The 17,480-nt window shown below is 71.7% G+C and carries 19 protein-coding genes; 10 read left to right on the forward strand and 9 right to left on the reverse strand.

What is annotated here, in order from left to right:
• Nucleotides 1-111 precede the first annotated feature (111 nt).
• The 4 genes from ACMGFG_RS14610 (at nt 112) to ACMGFG_RS14625 (ending at nt 4,081) form a co-directional block, all read left to right on the forward strand.
• Entirely contained in the window at nt 112-2,790 is a 2,679-nt protein-coding gene (locus tag ACMGFG_RS14610) for a PAS domain-containing protein (RefSeq protein WP_436931057.1), read from the forward strand.
• Nucleotides 2,791-2,912: 122 nt separating this feature from the next.
• Nucleotides 2,913-3,317 (forward strand): DUF7344 domain-containing protein, encoded by a 405-nt coding sequence (locus ACMGFG_RS14615; RefSeq protein WP_436931058.1) that lies wholly within the window; start codon nt 2,913-2,915, stop codon nt 3,315-3,317.
• 77 nt (nt 3,318-3,394) lie between these two features.
• Nucleotides 3,395-3,793 carry a prefoldin subunit beta gene (locus ACMGFG_RS14620; protein WP_436931059.1) on the forward strand — a complete coding sequence of 133 codons (399 nt, stop codon included), beginning with the start codon at nt 3,395-3,397 and terminating at the stop codon, nt 3,791-3,793.
• The gene (locus ACMGFG_RS14625; RefSeq protein ID WP_436931060.1) at nt 3,794-4,081 is read left to right on the forward strand and encodes a DUF3194 domain-containing protein; all 288 of its coding nucleotides are present in this window, start codon (nt 3,794-3,796) and stop codon (nt 4,079-4,081) included. It abuts the gene before it with no gap.
• Nucleotides 4,082-4,297: 216 nt separating this feature from the next.
• On the opposite strand, the gene ACMGFG_RS14630 is transcribed toward ACMGFG_RS14625, so the two are convergent.
• Complete coding sequence (locus tag ACMGFG_RS14630; protein WP_436931061.1) at nt 4,298-4,546, reverse strand: DUF8142 family protein; 249 nt, start codon at nt 4,544-4,546, stop codon at nt 4,298-4,300.
• Nucleotides 4,547-4,660: 114 nt separating this feature from the next.
• On the opposite strand from ACMGFG_RS14630, the gene ACMGFG_RS14635 reads away from it, so the two are divergent.
• Nucleotides 4,661-6,127: a hypothetical protein gene (locus ACMGFG_RS14635; RefSeq protein WP_436931062.1), complete on the forward strand. Its 1,467-nt coding sequence runs from the start codon at nt 4,661-4,663 to the stop codon at nt 6,125-6,127.
• 2 nt (nt 6,128-6,129) lie between these two features.
• The gene (locus tag ACMGFG_RS14640) at nt 6,130-6,453 is read left to right on the forward strand and encodes a DUF7410 domain-containing protein (protein WP_436931063.1); all 324 of its coding nucleotides are present in this window, start codon (nt 6,130-6,132) and stop codon (nt 6,451-6,453) included.
• Nucleotides 6,454-6,594: 141 nt separating this feature from the next.
• On the opposite strand, the gene ACMGFG_RS14645 is transcribed toward ACMGFG_RS14640, so the two are convergent.
• Together ACMGFG_RS14645 and ACMGFG_RS14650 are read right to left on the reverse strand one after the other, a co-directional pair.
• On the reverse strand, nt 6,595-7,071 hold the full coding sequence (locus tag ACMGFG_RS14645; RefSeq protein ID WP_436931064.1) for a hypothetical protein: 477 nt from the start codon (nt 7,069-7,071) through the stop codon (nt 6,595-6,597).
• A 249-nt stretch (nt 7,072-7,320) separates the two neighbouring features.
• Nucleotides 7,321-8,115: an SDR family NAD(P)-dependent oxidoreductase gene (locus ACMGFG_RS14650; protein WP_436931065.1), complete on the reverse strand. Its 795-nt coding sequence runs from the start codon at nt 8,113-8,115 to the stop codon at nt 7,321-7,323.
• A gap of 148 nt (nt 8,116-8,263) precedes the next feature.
• Here ACMGFG_RS14650 and ACMGFG_RS14655 point away from each other — a divergent pair, with 148 nt between their 5' ends.
• Together ACMGFG_RS14655 and ACMGFG_RS14660 are read left to right on the forward strand one after the other, a co-directional pair.
• Nucleotides 8,264-8,449 (forward strand): DUF7836 family putative zinc-binding protein, encoded by a 186-nt coding sequence (locus ACMGFG_RS14655; RefSeq protein ID WP_436931066.1) that lies wholly within the window; start codon nt 8,264-8,266, stop codon nt 8,447-8,449.
• 111 nt (nt 8,450-8,560) lie between these two features.
• Nucleotides 8,561-9,250: an HAD family hydrolase gene (locus ACMGFG_RS14660; protein WP_436931067.1), complete on the forward strand. Its 690-nt coding sequence runs from the start codon at nt 8,561-8,563 to the stop codon at nt 9,248-9,250.
• 44 nt (nt 9,251-9,294) lie between these two features.
• Here ACMGFG_RS14660 and ACMGFG_RS14665 read toward each other — a convergent pair whose 3' ends face one another.
• From ACMGFG_RS14665 to ACMGFG_RS14690, 6 genes are all read right to left on the reverse strand, one after another.
• On the reverse strand, nt 9,295-10,101 hold the full coding sequence (locus tag ACMGFG_RS14665) for a 2-amino-3,7-dideoxy-D-threo-hept-6-ulosonate synthase (RefSeq protein ID WP_436931068.1): 807 nt from the start codon (nt 10,099-10,101) through the stop codon (nt 9,295-9,297).
• A 60-nt stretch (nt 10,102-10,161) separates the two neighbouring features.
• Complete coding sequence (gene trpA, locus ACMGFG_RS14670) at nt 10,162-11,010, reverse strand: tryptophan synthase subunit alpha (RefSeq protein ID WP_436931069.1); 849 nt, start codon at nt 11,008-11,010, stop codon at nt 10,162-10,164.
• A complete protein-coding gene (gene trpB / locus ACMGFG_RS14675) occupies nt 11,010-12,266 on the reverse strand; it encodes a tryptophan synthase subunit beta (RefSeq protein WP_436931070.1) in 1,257 nt (418 codons plus the stop codon). The genes trpA and trpB overlap by 1 nt, the downstream gene beginning before the upstream one ends.
• Complete coding sequence (trpC, locus tag ACMGFG_RS14680; RefSeq protein WP_436931071.1) at nt 12,263-13,105, reverse strand: indole-3-glycerol phosphate synthase; 843 nt, start codon at nt 13,103-13,105, stop codon at nt 12,263-12,265. The genes trpB and trpC overlap by 4 nt, the downstream gene beginning before the upstream one ends.
• A gap of 703 nt (nt 13,106-13,808) precedes the next feature.
• On the reverse strand, nt 13,809-14,489 hold the full coding sequence (locus ACMGFG_RS14685; protein WP_436931072.1) for a DUF7546 family protein: 681 nt from the start codon (nt 14,487-14,489) through the stop codon (nt 13,809-13,811).
• A 4-nt stretch (nt 14,490-14,493) separates the two neighbouring features.
• On the reverse strand, nt 14,494-15,936 hold the full coding sequence (locus tag ACMGFG_RS14690) for a heme o synthase (RefSeq protein WP_436931073.1): 1,443 nt from the start codon (nt 15,934-15,936) through the stop codon (nt 14,494-14,496).
• A 179-nt stretch (nt 15,937-16,115) separates the two neighbouring features.
• Between ACMGFG_RS14690 and coxB the strand changes: the two genes are divergently transcribed.
• Nucleotides 16,116-16,889, forward strand: coding sequence for a cytochrome c oxidase subunit II (coxB, locus tag ACMGFG_RS14695; protein WP_436931074.1), 774 nt, complete (start codon nt 16,116-16,118; stop codon nt 16,887-16,889).
• A gap of 150 nt (nt 16,890-17,039) precedes the next feature.
• On the forward strand, nt 17,040-17,477 hold the full coding sequence (locus tag ACMGFG_RS14700) for a MaoC family dehydratase (protein WP_436931075.1): 438 nt from the start codon (nt 17,040-17,042) through the stop codon (nt 17,475-17,477).
• The last annotated feature ends 3 nt before the right edge of the window (nt 17,478-17,480 follow it).

Consider the following 17,480-nt stretch of genomic DNA (forward strand, 5'->3'; position numbering starts at 1 on the left):
CGCAGTGGCGAACTGACCTGCCGGCCCCGCGAACCAGGCCCACAAGTTATGAGCCTCGGCGCTGTACCGTACCCCCATCATGGGTAGTGACCACGTGTGGGAGGGGGGCGTGTGAGCGAGCGGGTCGAGGATCGCGGGGCGACGGACGACCCTCTCGTCGACGAGTTGCTCGACGCGGTCGACGACCCGGCGGTCGTCTGCGACCCCGACGGGGCGGTCCGCGCTTGGAACGGGCCGTTCGCCGAACGGGTGACGGCGGACCCGCGGGGGTCGTCGGTCGCCGAGGTCGTCGACTGCCCGAGCGACCCGCTGGAGCGGGCCGTCGAGACCGGCGAGCGGACCATCGGGAGCGGTCCGGTGAGGGGGACCGGCCGGGAGGTCACCGTCGCCGTCCGGCCGGTCGAGCGCGAGGGCGCGGTCACGGCCGCGGTCGTGACGTTCGCCGAGCCGACCGACCCCTTCGAGACCGAGCGGGCGCTCTACGAGGCCAGCGTCGACGCCGCTGCGGACGCGGTGTACGTCGTCGACCGCTCGCACACGGTCCGGGCGGCCAGCGACGGGTTCACGCGCTTCACGGGTATCCCGACCGAGCGCGTCGAGGGGCGGGACGTGGACTGCCTGCGCGAGCTCGGGATCGTCGACGGGGAGATCTTCCACGAGGGGATGCGCGCGCTTCGGGAGCTGTTCGCGGGCGAGGCCGAGAGCCGGACCGTCACCTCGGAGGTCCGGCTCGACGGCGGGACGGGCGTCGTCGAGAACCGCATGACGCCGATCGAACGCGACGGCGAGGTGGTAGCGGTCGTCAACGTCGTCCGCGACGTGACCGAGCGCGAGCGCCGCCGGGAGGCGCTGGCGGCCAACCGCGAGCGGCTCGGCACCATCACGGCGGACCTGCCGGTGATGATGGTCGTCGTCGACGGGGACGGCCGGGTCGACCACTGTCAGGGGCTGGACTTCGACGCGCTGGTCTGCGACCGCTCGGAGTTCCTCGGCGAACCGGTCGAGGCGTTCGAGCCCGTCTGTCCGGACCTGGTCGAGGGGTTCCGGCGGGCGCTCGACGGGGAGACGACCGTCGAGACGGCGACGATCGACGGCCGGACCTACAAGGCGTGTCTCGAGCCGCTCTCCGGGTCGACCGCGCCGACGGGCGGGGGCGGCCGCGACGCGGCGGACACGGGCGCGATCGCCGTCGCCATCGACATCACCGACCGCAAGCGCCGCGAGGAGGAGATCCAGGCGCGCGAACAGGAGCTGCGGGCGGTCATCGACAGCAGCCCCGACCCCATCGCCATGCAGGACACCGAGGGGCGGTACCAGGTCGTCAACAGGGCGATGCTCGGGAACCTGGGGATGGACCGCGAGGCGGTCGTCGGGGCCAGAACCGGCGACCTGTTCGACGACCCGGTCGCCGAGCGGATGGAGGACCACCGGCAGGCGGTGCTGGCGTCCGGCCGGGCCCGCACCGTCGAGGAGGAGCTGTCCGGCGCGGACGGCGAGCTGGTCGTCCAGCTGACGATCGCGCCGTACAACGGCCCCGACGGCGAGATCCAGGGGACCGTCAGCATCGCCCGGGACATCACCGAGCTGGAGCGCCAGCGCGGCGAGCTGGAGACGCTGGCGGAGATCCAGGAGCTCGTCCAGGAGAGCGTGCGCGCGCTGACCGGGGCGACGACCAGCGAGGCGATCAAGGAGACCGTCTGCGAGCGGCTGGCCGAGTCGGAGTACTACGAGTTCGCCTGGATCGGCGGGCGCGAGGCCTCCGAGCGGGAGCTGCGGCCGGAGTGCTGTGCCGGGATCGCCGACGACTACCTCGAGGAGATCACGGTCACGGTCGGGGCGGGCGAGCGGGGCGGCGGCCCGGCGGCCGAGGCCTACCGCACCGGCGAGGTGCAGGTCGTCCACGACATCGCGAGCGACCCGGTTTTCGAGCCCTGGCGGACGGCCGCCGTCGAGAACGGGTTCGGGTCGATGGTCGCGGTGCCGCTGACCCACGGCGCGACGACCCACGGGCTGCTGGCGGTGTACGCCGCCCGCCCGAACGCCTTCAGCAAGCGGGAGCTGGCGGGCTTCGAGACGCTCGGCGAGGCGGTCGGGTTCGCGCTCGCGGCGGCCCAGTACCGCCGGCTCGTCGAGTCGGACTCCGTCCTCGAGCTGGAGTTCGAGGTCCGCGGCGACCTCCCGCTGTTCGCGGCCAGCCGCGAACACGGCTGTCGGTTCGAGATCGACCACGCCGTCCGGACCGGCGACGACCGCGTCGTCAACTACCTCACCGTCGAGGGCGCCGACCCCGAGGTCGGCGCGGCGGCCGCCCAGGAGCTGTCCAACCTCGAGGAGCTCCGCGAACTCGACCGCGAGGACGGCCCCCACTTCGAGCTGACGCTGACCGACTCCGCCTTCCGGTATCTGGCCGACGCCGGCGCGCGCGGCAAGCGCGGCGTCGTCGAGGACGGCGTCGGTCACATGCTCGTCGAGGCGCCGGCGGATCTGGACGTGCGGCGGGTCACCGAGGCGATGGACGCCCGGTTCCCCGAGGTGCAGCTGGCCGCCAAGCGCGAGCGCCACCGGACCGACGCCCCCTGGTGGCCGGGCCACGGCGACATCGGCGCCCGGCTGACCGACCGCCAGCGCGCGGTCCTCAAGACCGCCTACTACAACGGCTACTACGAGTGGCCCCGCGAGGCCGACTCCGAGACGCTCGCCGACTCGCTCGACATCGCCTCGACCACCTTCCTCCAGCACCTCCGCAAGGGCCACCGCCGCGTCCTCGAATCGATGTTCGACTCCCAGTGACTCGCCGGGCTATCGCGTCGGGGAACGTCCCGCTCTCGAAACAGGTGAGCGAGACAACAGGTACCCTAGGCTTCTAGGGCCGATATTCTTGATGGAGAGCGGGCAACGGTAGGGTAACGGGTATGAGTGAACGGAGCGGGTCAACGGACGACGGACGTGGTCGCGCGGAGCCTGCGGTCGAGGACCTGGAAGGGGATCGGCCGTTCATCGACACGGTGTTCGAGGCCCTGTCGGACTGGCGGCGCCGCGAGGTCTGCCAGTTCTTCCGGGAGGGCGACGTGAGCACCGCGACGGTGGACGAACTGGCGATGCTGCTGGCGGCCAGCGAGCCCTCGGGCCTGGGGGAGTCCCGCGGGCGCAGCCACGACGAGTTCGCGACCGAGCTCGTGGAGACGCATCTCCCGCGGCTCGACGCGGCGGGCGTCGTCGACTACGACCACCGCTCGGACACGGTCCGCTACTGGGGCCAGCCGACCGTCGAGAAGTGGCTCGAACACGTCACCGAGGTCGACGGCCGCAACAACTGACGGGTCCGGCGGCGGGACCCATCGCCGGCTCGACTCGAAAGCGGGGGTTTTTCACCACGGGTCCCGCACGGCAAGGTATGCAGGGTAATCTGCCGCCTGAAGCACAGGAGAAGCTCGAGGAACTGCAGGATCTGCAGGAGAAGGCCCAGCAGGTCGCGGCGCAGAAACAGCAGGCCGAGACGCAGCTCCAGGAGGCCGAGACGGCCCTCGAGGAGCTCGAGAACATCGACGAGGACGCCGGCATGTACCGCCGCGTGGGCGAGCTGCTCGTCCAGACCGAGTACGGCGAGGCCCAGGACGACCTCGAGGAGAAGGTCGACAGCCTCGAAGTGCGCGTCGAGACGCTGGAGAAGCAGGAGGAGCGCGTCCAGGAGCAGTTCGAGGAGCTCCAGACGGAACTCCAGAACATGCTCCAGGGCGGCGGCGGCGCGGGCGGTCCGGGCGGCATGGGCGGCCCGGGCGCCGGCGGCGCGTAGATGCCGACCGACGACGCGGCGGCCGACGCTGACGCCGATGGGGAGTCCGACAGCGGTCCCACGGACGAGGAAGTCGTCCAGACCGCGGCCGAGGCCGCCGAAACCGTCGTCTTCTCGCGGTTCGACCGGTCGGCGGTCGACGACCTCGACGTGACCGTCACCTTCGAGGACGGGGTCCTGGAGGTCGACGTGTACCTCAACGCGCCCGACGCCGCGGGCGACCCCGACCGCGTCGCCGACGACGCCGCGCTGGCCGCGCGCGGCGCCGTCGACGACCTCTTCGCGTAGCCCGGCCGGCCCTCGGCCGGCGACGCTCGCTCGAACAGTGACGACGCCGCCCGCGGAGTCGCCATTCTTGGCCCGTTCCGCCCGCGGCGCAGCCGCTCGACGTGAGGCGACCGTGCGGGGAACCCGGTCGGCGTCATACGGATTATTGCAAGCGTTTACCGGGTCGACCCCACGACTGCGTGCGGTCGATCCCGGAATGACTTGCAATAATCCGTATCAGTCGTGGTCCACGTCGGCGACCGCGGGGTCGTCGTCGACGACGCGGTCGCCGACGAAGCCCGAGCGGAAGGCGATCCAGGCGAGCGCGCTCATGAAGAGGATGGGCGGCAGGATCATGAAGCCCCACAGCGGGTTGATCCCCCACCCCAGCAGGAGGAGCACGTCCGCCACTCCGAGCAGGAGGAAGGGCAACACCGCCAGCGCCGCCCGCTTCCGGTTGTACCCGCCCTCGTCGGTCTCGGCCATACGCCGGCTTGGGGACCCACCGCAAAAAGCGACGTGTTCCGCGTGAGGGCGGAGCCGGTCCCCGACGGGACGAGCGAGCAGTTAACAGGCTCCGGTCGGAAGGGTGGCCAACGCATGACGGGGACCCGACCGGGTCGGCGCGGGCGACGGCTCGGGCAGTTCGTCGCGGCCGCGGTCGCGCTCGCGGCCGTCGCCGGGCGCGCCGCCGCCCACTCGGGGTCGCTGGGCGGGTCGGTCGCCTCGGCGACGGTACCGACGTGGCTGACCATCCTCACGGGCGGCATCGTCGTCGGCGGTTCGTTCCTGTTCACGACGTTGCTGACCGACCACGACGCGATGCGCGGTGTGAACTGGTGGCGTCTCGCCCTCCCGGCGCCCGCCCGGATCCGTCGGGCGGTCGTCCCGCTCGCCCGCGCGCTCTCGGTGGGCGTGTTCCTGCTGGTAGTGGTCACCGGGTTCGTCGGCCCGCGCGAGGGCGTCCGGAGCTTCGCGCTGCTGGTCGTGTGGGTCGGCTGGTGGGCCGGCTACACGGCGACGACGTACCTCGTCGGGAACACCTGGCCGGCGCTGAACCCCTGGCGCGCGCCGCTCGCGGCGGTCGGGTGGGTGCGCGCGCGCCGTGACGAGCGCGGCGGTGACGCCGACGAGGGAGCCGATACCGATGGCTCCGTCGTCGTCGGCGTCTCCCTCCCGGCCTCGTGGGGTCGCTGGCCGGCGGTCGCGGGCCTGCTCGCGCTGGTCTGGCTGGAGGTCGTCAGCCCGGTCGGGGAGAACCCGCGACTGCTCGCCGCCGTCGTGGTGGCGTACACGCTCGTGACCGTCGCCGGGTCGCTGTTCGTGGGCGAAGCGTGGTTCGAGCGCGTCGACCCGGTGAGCCAGGTCTTCGCCGCCTACGGGCGGGTCGCGCCGCTCCAGCGGGGTGCCGACGGGTCGCTCGCCGTTCGACTGCCCGGGACGGCGCTGACGGAGGACCCCGTGCCGGACCGGCCCGGGGAGGTCGCGTTCGTCGTCGCCCTGCTGTGGGTGACGACCTACGACGGCCTCGTCGCCACGCCGGCCTGGGCGGCCGCCGTCGAGCCCGTCGTCGGCCTCGGGGTCCCAGGCCTCGCCGTCTACGCCGCGGTCCTGCTGGCCGGGTTCGCCCTGTTCCTCGGGGTCTACCGGCTGGCCGCGCGGCGCGTGCGGGCGAGCGCCGACACCTACGTCACCGCGCGGGCCATCGAGCGGTGGTTCGCGCCCGCCCTGTTGCCCATCGCCGCCGGCTACCACCTCGCGCACTTCCTGGGCTATTTCCTCGGACTCGCGCCCGCGCTCGCCGCGGTCGCCGCGAGCCCGTTCGCCCCGCCGGCCACGCCGCTCGCGCTCGTCCTGCCGGGCTGGTTCGGCTCGGCGAAGCTCATCTTCGTCCTCGGCGGGCACGTCCTGGCCATCTGGGTCGCTCACTCGCTCGCCTTCGAGCTGTTCCCTGGCGTGCTGGCGGCCATCCGCAGCCAGTACCCCTCCGTGGTGGTGATGGTCTTTTACACGATGACCTCCCTATGGGTGATCACGCAACCGTACGCGCCGCCGCCGTACGTCTGACCATGCCCGACGACACCGCCGCTCCACCGCACGCCGACCGCGCGCCCGCGCTCCGCCCGAGCCGCGACACCGCGGTGCCGGCCGACGAGGAGCCTGCGGTGGCCTGTCCGCACTGCGGCCGTCCATTTAAAAGTGAACACGCCCGCGACCTCCACGTCGGCGAGCGCCACGACCCGACCGCGGCCGAACGCGAGCGCTACGAGGCCGCCCTGGAGACCGAACGCGACGACCTCTGGCTGTTCCACGCCAAGGCCGTCGTCGCGCTGGGGGTCACCTACGCGGCGACCGTCATCCTCTACATGGCCGTCCTCGGCAGTTTCTTCTGAGCGCCGTATCTCGAGTCCCAGTCAGAACCGTCCGGACGGAGAACCGGTCAGCGAGGGTACGAAACGGGACCGCATTGCGAAGCGATCAGTGTGGAAGGGTGGGGTGAGGAACGGAGCGTGTGGCTCCGATCGGGTCGACCGTTACGCGGCGGGCGTGGCGGTCGCCTCGTCCGGTGCGTCGGTGCCGTTCTCGGCGTCAGCGCCGTCGTTCGGCGTCAGGTCGCTGATCCGCTCGCCGAGCGACTGGGCGCCGTCGACGGCGCCGCCGCCGGCGCTCCCGACCGTCTCGTGGATGTCGCTCACGAAGTCGGGCACCTGCGCGGGCAGGTCGACGGGCGGTCCCTGGCTCCCGTTCGCGGCGTCGGCCGCACCCGCGGCGGGCACGTCCGAGGGCGGGCCGCGGCGGGCGTCGGAGTCGTTCCCGTCCGCCCCGGAGTCGCTCGCGTCGTCAGCCGCGGAGCCGTTCTCGGCCCCTTCGTCGGCGTCGTCCTGTGCGTGGTCGTCTGCCTGTGCTGTCCCGTCCTGCGCGTGGTCGGGCGCGTTGCCCGGCATCGCCACGGCGGCGCCGGTCGCGACCAGCAGGACGCTCGCGAACACTGCGGCGAGTTTGAGTTTCATTTCAATCTGTCTCCACTCGCTCGGTGGAGGGCGGTCACCTTGAAGGGGGCAAGCGCTCGCCCCGGATTTGGCCGGTTTTGAGCCGGTTTGTCTCGGTTTGTTCCCGGACACAGCCCGGTTTCAGAGGGATTAGCTCGGCGATCCGTGGGAGCGACCGGAACCGGCGGTAGACCCCTCTGTCCACGGGCCGCGCGCGCTCGTCCGGCCGCTCGCCGGGGGTGGCACGGCCCCGGGGGACCGCGCAAGCAGTCAGCAGACCTGCCACCCGCCGTCGACGTGGAGGAGTTCGCCGGTCGTGTAGCCGGCGGCGTCGCTGGCGAGGTAACAGATTGCCGGGGCCACGTCCGCCGGGATGCCTGCCCGCCCCATCGGGATGTCCTTGAGGAAGCCGTCCTCGTCGCCGCCGGCCGACTGCTTGGCCTCTTCGGTCCACCCTTCGAGGAACTCGGTGGCGATCTGGCCCGGCGCGACGGCGTTGACCCGGATCCCCGACTCGGCCAGGTCGAGGGCGGCGCCGCGGGTGAGCATCCGCACGGCGCCCTTGGTCGCGTCGTAGCCCACCTGGCCGTGCTGGGCGAGCGAGGAGCTGATCGAGGCGGTGTTGACGACCGCACCGGGCTCGTCGCGCTCGATCATGTCGCGGGCGGCGACCTGCGTGCCGAGGAAGACGCCGCGGACGTTGACCCCGAACATGGCGTCGAGGTCGGCGGCGTCGAGGTCGGTGACCGAGCCGCCGCGGAACAGCCCGGCGTTGTTGACCATCACGTCGACGCCGCCGAGTTCGCGGGCCGCCTCGACGACGCTCTCGACCTCGCTTCGGTCGCTCACGTCCGTCTCGACGAACTCGGCGTCGCCGCCCCTCTCCTCGATCCGTTCGTCGGTCGGCGTCTCGGCGTCGAGGTCCTTGGGCTCGCGGCGCACGTCGGCGACGACCACGGTCGCGCCCGCGTCGGCGAGCTCGAGGGCGGTGGCGCGGCCGATGCCGGAGCTACCGCCGGTGACGACGGCCACTTCGTCGCTGAAGTCGAAGGTCGCGGTTCCCATGGTCGAGCTGTCGGCCGAGCGGGACAAAATCCCACCGGCGGTCCGGTCGCGGAGTGGCCCGTCGCCTCGCGGTCCCAGGGGGTCCCGACCCGCCTGACCTGCGGGAATCGCCACAAGGCTCTTTCGGGACGCGCTCCCACGGACGAGTATGCAGGAGGCCTGGATCCAGCTCCAGTGTCCCGAATGCGGCGAACAGTGGGAAGCCAACCCCGCCGACCTCCCCGAACCGGACGCGGCGTTCGGGTGCAAGGACTGCGAGGCCCGGCGCCCCCTCTCGGAGTTCACCAAGACCGCCCGCGACTTCGAGATCCTCGAGGAGTTCCACGGGAGCTGAACACCGGGGTCGCGCTCGCCGCCCGGCTGCGATAGCCGCTCCCGTTCACCCGTGCTAACCGGGCCCGCGCGGCCGAAACGCTTAGGCGCGCTCGCCCGGACGCTCGACGGCATGGGCGAGTTCGACGCCGTCTGTTTCGACCTCGACAGCACGCTCTGCGTCGCCGAGCAGTCCGACGCCGAGATCCACGCCGCCGTCTTCGACCGCGTGGGCCTCGACCCCCTGTTCTCGCCCGCCGACGTGCGCGCCGTCGACTCGACGGACCTCCCCACCGCCCACTCCGACCGGGAGTTCTACGAGCACCTCTACCGGGCGGTCTGTGCCGACGTGGGCGCCGATCCGACCCATGTCCCCGAACTGGCCGAGGCGACCGTCGAGGTCGTCGACGAGACGGCCGTCGCCTTCCGCGAGGGAGCCCGCGAGGCGCTCGACCACGTCCGGGAGCGCCACGAGGTCGGCCTCGTGACGAACGGCGGCGAGGCGACGCAGTCGGCGAAACTGGAGCGGCTGGGGATCGCCGACGCCTTCGACGCGACCGTCTTCTGCGACCCCGCGAACGGGGTGGAACCGAAACCCGACACCGAACCCTTCGAGCGGGCGCTCGCGGAACTCGACGCACCGCCCGAGCGGACGCTGTACGTCGGCGACAGCCACGGCGCGGACGTGGTCGGCGCCCACCGGGCCGGCCTCGAATCGGCGTGGGTACCGCTGGTCCGCCACGACGCCGCGCCGCCCGCCGACCCCGACCCCGCGCCGACCCACCGGCTCGACGGGATGGGCGAGCTACGGGGTGTGCTCTGAATCGAACGCGGGCGAGAACAGCCAAACGACTGTGCGGGAGCCGCTCAGGCCTCGACGGGGAGACCAGCCTGCTCGGCGGCCTCCTCGGCGGAGGCGTCGTCGTGGAGGACGGCGGCGACGGCGCGGGTGATGGCCTCGGGGTCGTCGTGCTGGAAGATCGACCGGCCCATCGAGACGCCGTCCGCGCCGGCGTCGACGGCGCCGCGGACCATCGAGAGGGTCTCCCGGTCCGTGCCCTTCGAGCCGCCGGCGATGACGACCGGGAGGGCGGTCGACTCGACGACGCGGTCGAAGGTCTCCGCGGAGCCGCTGTAGGCGGTCTTGACCACGTCGGCGCCGAGTTCCTCGGCGAGACGGACCGCGTGGCCCAGGTCCTCGGCGAACAGCTCGGGGTCGTCGTCGCGCACGTCGTGGCCGCGGGCGTAGGCCATCGCGAGCGTCGGCAGGCCGTAGCGCTCGGCCTCGCTGGTGACTTCGGCGAGCTGTGAGATCTGGTCCGGTTCGTGCTCGCTGCCGACGTTGATGTGGAAGGAGACGGCGTCGGCGCCCGCGCGGATGGCGTCCTCGACGGTGCCGGTCGGTCGCTTGTCGCTCTCGTCGGGGCCGATGCTCGTCGAGCCGTTGAGGTGGACGATGTAGCCCGCGTCGTTGGTGTTGGGGTGGACGCGGTCGGCGACGCCGCGCTGGGTGAGCACGGCGTCGGCGCCGCCGCGCGTGACGGCGTCGACGGTCGATTCGATGTCGACGAGGCCCTTGACGGCCCCCAGTGTGATCCCGTGGTCCATCGGGACGATCAGGTGCCGCCCCCCTGTCCCGATGCGGGCGAGGCGCGCGTCTTTCCCTGCGGTCATGTTGTGTGACGGTGTGGCAAGTACGGTTATGTGCGTTCCGGTTGCGGACGGTACTGCGAGTCAGTCCGAGCGTTCGGCGGCCGCCCGCTCGGCGCCGGCCAGCGCGCCCTCCTTGAGTTCGCGGGCCTTCGATTCGAGCCGCTGGACGGTCTCCGGGAACGGCTGGTCCACGTCGGGGTCGGCGCCGTCGGCGACGATGTCGACTAAAGCGGAGCCGACGATGACCCCGTCGGCGCCGGCGGCGACGATGCGCTCGGCGTGCTCGCCGGTCTTGATGCCGAAGCCGACGGCCTTGGGAACCGCCCAGTCGTCGACGCGGGCCAGCGACTGTTCGGTCTGGTCGGACACGTCGTCGCGGGCGCCGGTCACGCCCAGTCGCGCCTGCACGTAGACGTACCCCGAGACGTGCTCGCGCATCCGCTTCAGGCGCTCGCCCTTCGTCGTCGGCGCGATGATGAAGACCAGATCCTGTCCGAACTCGTCGCAGGCCTCCCGGAGCGGTCCGGCCTCCTCGGCGGGCAGGTCGACGACGACGAACCCCTCGATGCCGACCTCGCTGGCCCGCCGTGCGAACGCCCGGGGTCCCGTCTCCCCGGTCTCGGGGTGGGTGTACTGGGCGATCAGGTTGTAGTAGGTCATGCAGACCAGCGGCACGTCCACGTCCAGGTCCCCGACGAACTCGAAGTACCGGTCGGGGGTCATCCCGCCCTCCAGCGAGCGGACGACCGCCTCCTGGATGGTCGACCCCTCCGCGATGGGCTCGGAGAACGGCAGGCCGAGTTCGATCACGTCCGCGCCGCCGCGTTCCAGCGCCTCGACGTACTCCAGCGACTCCTCGTAGGTCGGGTCGCCCGCGGCGACGTAGGGGACGAACGCCGGCTCGTCGGCGAAGACGCGTTCCAGTCCCATCAGAGGTCACCCCCGCTCCCCGCGGCGTCGCGCAACACCGACATGTCCGGCGCCACGTCCAGGTCGCGTTTCTCCGTCTCCTCCAGGACGGTCTCCAGGTCCTTGTCGCCGCGGCCGGAGACGTTGACGACCACCAGATCGCCGAGTTCGTCGTGGTGTTCCTCCAGGTAGCCGAAGGCGTGGGCGGTCTCCAGCGCCGGGATGACGCCCTCGTCCTGCGAGAGCCGGTGGAACGCCTCCAGCGCCGCGTCGTCGTCGACGTTGACCGCCTCGACCCGGCCCTCGTCGACGAGGTGGGCCAGCTCGGGCCCGACGCCGGCGTAGTCCAGCCCAGCCGACACGGAGTGCGATTCCATGATCTGCCCGTGGGAGTCCTGCAGGAGTTTCGTGCGCGCGCCGTGGAGGACGCCCTCGTCGCCGGTCGACAGCGACGCCGAGTTGGGCGCGACCCCCTCCTCCTCGTCTACGTCGAGCGACGAGCCGCCGGCCTCGACGGCGTAGAGGCTCACGTCCTCGTCGCCGACGAAGTGGTGGAACGTGCCCATCGTGTTCGACCCGCCGCCCGCGCAGGCCAGCACCGAATCGGGCAGGCGGCCGGCCTTCTCCTGGACCTGCTCGCGGGCCTCCTCGGAGATGACCGCCTGGAAGTCCCGGACCATCGCCGGGAACGGGGCCGGGCCGACCACGCTCCCGATGACGTAGTGGGTCCGCTCGACGGTGGTCGCCCAGTCGCGCATCGTCTCCGAGATGGCCTCCTTGAGCGTCCCGCGGCCCGTGGTGACGGGGTTGACCTCGGCGCCGTTGATCTTCATCCGGAAGACGTTGGGGCGCTGGCGCCGGATGTCCGTCTCGCCCATGTAGATCTCGCAGGGCATGTCCAGGTGCGCGGCCGCCATCGCCGTCGCCGTCCCGTGCTGGCCGGCGCCCGTCTCGGCGATGATCCGCTCTTTGCCCATGTACTTCGCCAGCAGCACCTGCCCGAGGGCGTTGTTGAGCTTGTGCGCGCCGCCGTGGAGCAGGTCCTCGCGCTTGAGGTAGACCTCGGTGTCGTACCGTTCCGACAGCGACTCGGCGTGCTGGAGCGGCAGCGGCCGCCCGCCGAAGTCTTCGAGTCGCCGCCGGAACTCGTCCATGAAGCCGTCCTCGTTGTCGAGGACGTACCGCTCGTAGGCCTCGGTGAGCTCTTCGATGGCCGGCATCAGCGACTCCGGCACGAACTGTCCACCGTACTCGCCGAACGTCTCGTCTGTGCTCATGATTGGGTGTCCGCCTCCGTCGCTGTCTCCGCAGTCGCGTCCGATTCCGCCGTCGCGAGGCGCCGGGTGTTGGCCTCCACGTCGCTGCCGCCCGCGGCGTCCATGATCGCCGACCCCACCAGCAGGGCGTCGGCGCCCGCCTCGCGCATCCGAACCGCGTCGTTCGTCGTCGCTATGCCGCTCTCCGCAATGAGGGTGACGTTTTCCGGCACCTCCGGGGCCACCGTCTCGAACGTCCCCAGGTCGACCTCCAGCCTCGCGAGGTCGCGGTTGTTCACGCCGATGATCTCCGCGCCCGCCGCGACGGCCCGCTCGACCTCCTCGGCGGTGTGGGTCTCGACGAGCACCTGGAAGCCCCGCTCGCGCGCCGCGGCCAGCAGGTCCGCCAGGTCGTCGGTCCTCTCCTCGTCGAGAAAGCGGACGATCAGCAGGACCACGTCCGCCTCGACGGCGTCGAGCTGTGCCTCGCGGACGACGAAGTCCTTCCGCAGGACCGGCACGTCCACCGCCGCGCGGATCTGTTCGAGCGCGTCGGTCGACCCGCCGAAGTGCTCGGGTTCGGTCAGCACGGACAGCGCCGCCGCACCGCCCGCGACCATCGACTCGGCCAGCTCGACCGGGTCGTCGGTCCGCTCGCCCTCGGTCGTCGGGCTCGTCGGCTTGACCTCCGCGACCAGCGGGACGCGCCCGTCGGCCTCGGCCCGCTCGAACGCCGCCGGCAGCGACCGGGCGTCCACCTCGACCCGCTCGCCGCCGGCTCCGCCGCGCGCCGCCGCGCGCTCGCGGGCCGCGTCGAGTATCGACCGCACCTTCGGTGCGATCCCATCATCAGTACTCATTGATGTCCACTAACGGACAGAGTTGTACATAAGGTTTGCGTCACGGGGACGGCGGTGTTCGAGGCGGTGTAGCGGTTGTGGTGCGGTCGGCGCGCGCTGTCGCGCGTTTCATCCCGCGACCGTAGCCGCGCGAGGTCTTCGGGAGCCTGCGACCGAAGGCTCGTCGGAGCGTGCTCCGACGGCGGATTCGCGACTCGCGGGTCGCGAATCGGCTGGGGAGGCTCGTGGCCGTCCGCGGTGCTGTGCGGTTGCTGTGTCGTGCGGTTGCGGTCCTGGCGTCCGCGCGAACGTGTGAGCGCGGGCTCGGGAGAGCTTGCTCTCCCGGTGGACTGAAAGGGCGAGGCGCGCTCGCGCTCGTGTAGTCGCCTGAGCGGGCACTATCCGCGCGGTGCGAGGCGCTCGCGCCTCGAAGCGAACGGCTGTGCCGTGAGCGGGCGGTGCGGAGAGCGCGGATATCCCGACTCAGCGACCGCGAGCGCGTCGAGGGCTTTCATCGCTTGCTGTCCCAGGCAGTCGATCCGATTCAGAGCGAGCGCGTCGAGTGCTTTCATCGCTTGCTGTCTCCTGCGGTAGACCTGACAGCTAGCGAGCGGGCCAGGAGTTCTCAGCGCCCACCGCCGAGCACGGTCACAGTTACTCGTCCTCCCGAACCAGATCGGCAAGAACCGGCCGAGACATCCACACGAGACCCAATCGAAGTCGCTCAGTCACGACCGAAGGGGCGCCAGACCAGCAGCGCCACGGTGGCGACGAAGACGACGGTGGAGATGCCGTACGAGCCCGCCGAGACCGCGGCGGCGATGCCGGAGCCGCTGCCGACGACGCCCGTCGCGATCGACGCGAGCACCGGCCAGCTACAGGAGACGCAGGAGAGCAGGCCCAGCACGCCCGTCACCGCCGAGCCGGCGGCGTCGAGGATAGTGGCGTACACGAGGTAGGCGAGCGTGAGGTAGCCGACCACCTTGTAGGGGATCAGCACCAGCGAGACGCCCATGCCGTTGTAGGTGACGGCGGGTGCCCACCCCGGCGGGAGACTCGCCAGCGCGACACCGAACCCGAGCGACTCGTGGCCGGGGCCGACCAGCCCGCCGGTGTAGGCGAGGACGCCGAAGTAGCCGACGGCGAGTGCAGCGGCGAGAGCGCGGTTCCGGCCCGAAGCGGACGCGATGTCGGTCCGCGCGACCGCCCAGACCGAGGCGTTGATCCAGACGAACGGGTAGATCCACAGGCGCAGGCCCCGCGCCGAGAGCAGGTCGGCCGACCCGAGGGCGGCGTAGGCCAGCAGGAGGAGCAGTTCGGTGTTGACGAGCAGGGCGCCCCACAGCAGCGTCTCGCGGCGGGGGCGGAAGCGGTCGGTCAGGGAAGTGGTATCGACGGTGGCCATGGGATCAGACCGCCAGGGCGTCGACGACGATGGCGACCAGCAGCGCCCCGAGGTAGGCGTTGGAGGCGTGGAACGCGCGGAACGCCGCCGACTCGGTGCGCTCGCGGTGCAGCCGGAGGACCGCCCAGAGGAAGACGCCGCCGAAGACGCAGGTCGTCGCCGCGTACACCCACCCGAGCGAGGCCAGCTCCGCGAGCGCGACCGCGGCGACCAGCGTCGCCGCCAGGTAGTAGAGGATGTGCTTGCGGGTCGCGGCCTCGCCGCGGACGACCGGCATCATCGGGAACCCGCCCTTCGCGTAGTCGTCCTTGTACGCCAGCGCGAGGTTGTAGAAGTGCGCGGGCGTCCACAGGAAGATGACCCCCGCCAGCGCCGCGCCGGGGAGGCCGACCTCGCCGGTGACGGCCGCCCAGCCGATCAGCGCCGGCAGCGCTCCGGCGAACCCGCCGATGACCGTGTTCTGGACGGTGTTGGGCTTGAGCACGAGCGTGTAGACGACGCTGTAGAAGAGGATCGCCGAGAGGCCGAGCGCGGCCGCAAGGGGGTTCAGCTGGGCGAACACGGCCAGCGAGGCCGCGGCGAGCGTCAGGCCGAACGCGACCGCCCGGCGGACCGGGATCTGGTGGGTCGCGATGGGGCGGTCGGACGTGCGGTCCATCTTCTTGTCCTTCTCGCGTTCGAGGACGTGGTTGAACGTGCCCGAGGCGCCGATGGCGAGGACGCCCCCGCCGAGCGTCAGGACGATCGTCCGCACGGTCAGGTTGGGCGGGCCCGTGGCGGCCAGCGCCATCCCGGCGGCGGCGACGAGACAGAGCAGCCACATCAGCCGCGGTTTCGTGAGCCGGAAGTACGCCGCCGCGGTGGCGGTCACGCGCGTCCGGAGCGGCAGGTCCGCGGGCGCGGTGGTCGGCTCCGCGGGCGTGTCCTCGGCTGGTTCGGAGCCGTCGGCGGCGTCGTCGACGCCTGGTTCGACGGCCCACCCCTCGTCGGGCGCGTCGGTGGTCTCGGGTTCGAGTTCCCACGCGAGCGCGACCACGAGCGCGGTGAACAGGACCATCCCGACGGCGAGGTGGGCGCCGGTCAGCGCGGCGGTCGGGCCGCTCGTGACGACGAGGGCCCCGATGGCGACCTGGACCGGGAACAGGACCAGGGCGAGCGCGAGCGCGGCGAGCACGCGCCCGCGGATCGCCGCACGGTCGCGGACGGCGGCGACGGCGGCCGCGACCGCGAGGACGCCGACGAGCAGGGCCACGACGCGGTGGCCCCAGGCGACGAGCAGTGCGGGGTCGGCGAGCGTGACCGGGCCGCGACAGACCGGCCACGACGTACACGCGCGGGCGGCGTCGGCGACCGCCGCCGTGGCGCCGGCGGCGACGAGCAGGTAGACGCCCATCGCCGTCGCTGCGAGCAGGCTCGGGAACGACGGTCGGGAGGCGCGTCCGAACATGAGAGTCCGCTGTTGCCCCGACTTTGGGGCGTTCGCACTTAGTGTTCGCGCTTCGCGACCGGGACCGCCCGAGGCGGCCGCATACGTTCGGGGAAAGACCCAGGTCCGTCGTCCCGCCAACGTCGGACACCGCGCCGGATTCAGCACGTTAATATGCGGACAATCCCAAGCCGAGATCAATGAAGGGTAAGCGCGTCGCACTCCTGACGCTGTTCGCGGCCGCCCTGGCGGCGGTAGCGGTCGAGCCCGCCGCCGCCCAGTCGGCCGACACGACCACCGAGCGGCTCATCTGGAACCTGAACAACCAGCTCATGTACATCGCCGTCCCGATCACCATCCTCGTGGAGGCGATCCTCTTCTACACGGTCTGGAAGTTCCGGAACAACGAGTCGCCGCTCCCGACCAAGGAGAACCGCCGCCTCGAGATCACCTGGACGGTCGCGACGGCCATCATCCTGCTGTTCGTCGGCGTCGCCTCCTACCAGGTGCTCGCCGACCCGTTCGTCACCGCCACGCCCGACACCGACGTGGACTCGCTCACCGAGGGCGGTGAGGAGGCGCTCGAAGTCCAGGTGACCGCCCAGAAGTACAACTGGCAGTTCGAGTACCCCGAGTCCGGCGTCACGAACGCCAACACGCTGGTCCTGCCGACCGACCGGCCGGTGCGGCTGAACATCACCTCGACGGACTGGCTGCACGCGTTCCACGTCCCCTCGATGGGGCTGAAACAGGACGCGTTCCCCGGCCAGTCGAACTACCTGATCACCGAGGCGACCGACACGGGCGAACACCAGCTCTACTGCGCCGAGTACTGCGGCGTCGGCCACTCCCAGATGCTCGGCACCGTCGAGGTGCGCACCCAGGAGGAGTTCCAGACGTGGCTCGACGAGAACGGCGCGGGCGACTCCGGGAACGCCACCGCCGGCAACGGGACGGCCGCCGTCTCGCCCTGACGGTCGGCCCACTGCCGATTCGCTCGGTCGACCCCGACCGCTCGCGACGCCCTCCGTTCTTCGACCGACGCCGTTCTCCCGATAGCTCCGCGTCCGACCGGAGGGGGGCGGCTGGAGGGCTTTTCAGCCGGCCGCGCGTACCCCCGGCCGATGGAATACTTCGAGGACGTGCGCGTCGGTGACACGGGCGAGCACGGCAGCTACGAGGTGACCGCGGCGGAGATCACGGAGTTCGCCGAGCGCTACGACCCTCAGCCGTTCCACACCGACCCCGAGGCGGCCGCCGACTCGCCGTTCGGCGGGCTGGTCGCCAGTGGCTGGCACACCGCCGCGATGACGATGCGGCTGCTCGTCGACGGCCACCTCTCCGACGGTGCGACCCGGGGCGCGCTCGGTGTCGACGAACTCCGGTGGCGCCGCCCGGTCAGACCCGGCGACGAACTCACGGTGACGACCGAGATCGTCGACAAAGACGACTGGGACGACGAGTCGGGACTCGTCTCGGTCCGTATCACGACCGAGGCCGACGGCGAGGAGGCGCTCTCGATGGTCGGGCTCGTCCTCTACGAGCGGCGGGAAAAGCGGTGACTC

Source organism: Halosimplex halobium (assembly GCF_051414055.1).
GTDB classification, from domain to species: Archaea; Halobacteriota; Halobacteria; order Halobacteriales; family Haloarculaceae; genus Halosimplex; species Halosimplex halobium.

Bases quoted from the DNA above. Each gene is read 5' to 3' on its own strand.
- ACMGFG_RS14615 (WP_436931058.1), top strand. From the start codon at position 2,913: ATGAGTGAACGGAGCGGGTCAACGGACGACGGACGTGGTCGCGCGGAG.
- ACMGFG_RS14620 (WP_436931059.1), top strand. From the start codon at position 3,395: ATGCAGGGTAATCTGCCGCCTGAAGCACAGGAGAAGCTCGAGGAACTG.
- ACMGFG_RS14625 (WP_436931060.1), top strand. From the start codon at position 3,794: ATGCCGACCGACGACGCGGCGGCCGACGCTGACGCCGATGGGGAGTCC.
- ACMGFG_RS14630 (WP_436931061.1), bottom strand. From the start codon at position 4,546: ATGGCCGAGACCGACGAGGGCGGGTACAACCGGAAGCGGGCGGCGCTG.
- ACMGFG_RS14635 (WP_436931062.1), top strand. From the start codon at position 4,661: ATGACGGGGACCCGACCGGGTCGGCGCGGGCGACGGCTCGGGCAGTTC.
- ACMGFG_RS14640 (WP_436931063.1), top strand. From the start codon at position 6,130: ATGCCCGACGACACCGCCGCTCCACCGCACGCCGACCGCGCGCCCGCG.
- ACMGFG_RS14645 (WP_436931064.1), bottom strand. From the start codon at position 7,071: ATGAAACTCAAACTCGCCGCAGTGTTCGCGAGCGTCCTGCTGGTCGCG.
- ACMGFG_RS14650 (WP_436931065.1), bottom strand. From the start codon at position 8,115: ATGGGAACCGCGACCTTCGACTTCAGCGACGAAGTGGCCGTCGTCACC.
- ACMGFG_RS14655 (WP_436931066.1), top strand. From the start codon at position 8,264: ATGCAGGAGGCCTGGATCCAGCTCCAGTGTCCCGAATGCGGCGAACAG.
- ACMGFG_RS14660 (WP_436931067.1), top strand. From the start codon at position 8,561: ATGGGCGAGTTCGACGCCGTCTGTTTCGACCTCGACAGCACGCTCTGC.
- ACMGFG_RS14665 (WP_436931068.1), bottom strand. From the start codon at position 10,101: ATGACCGCAGGGAAAGACGCGCGCCTCGCCCGCATCGGGACAGGGGGG.
- trpA (WP_436931069.1), bottom strand. From the start codon at position 11,010: ATGGGACTGGAACGCGTCTTCGCCGACGAGCCGGCGTTCGTCCCCTAC.
- trpB (WP_436931070.1), bottom strand. From the start codon at position 12,266: ATGAGCACAGACGAGACGTTCGGCGAGTACGGTGGACAGTTCGTGCCG.
- trpC (WP_436931071.1), bottom strand. From the start codon at position 13,105: ATGAGTACTGATGATGGGATCGCACCGAAGGTGCGGTCGATACTCGAC.
- ACMGFG_RS14685 (WP_436931072.1), bottom strand. From the start codon at position 14,489: ATGGCCACCGTCGATACCACTTCCCTGACCGACCGCTTCCGCCCCCGC.
- ACMGFG_RS14690 (WP_436931073.1), bottom strand. From the start codon at position 15,936: ATGTTCGGACGCGCCTCCCGACCGTCGTTCCCGAGCCTGCTCGCAGCG.
- coxB (WP_436931074.1), top strand. From the start codon at position 16,116: ATGAAGGGTAAGCGCGTCGCACTCCTGACGCTGTTCGCGGCCGCCCTG.
- ACMGFG_RS14700 (WP_436931075.1), top strand. From the start codon at position 17,040: ATGGAATACTTCGAGGACGTGCGCGTCGGTGACACGGGCGAGCACGGC.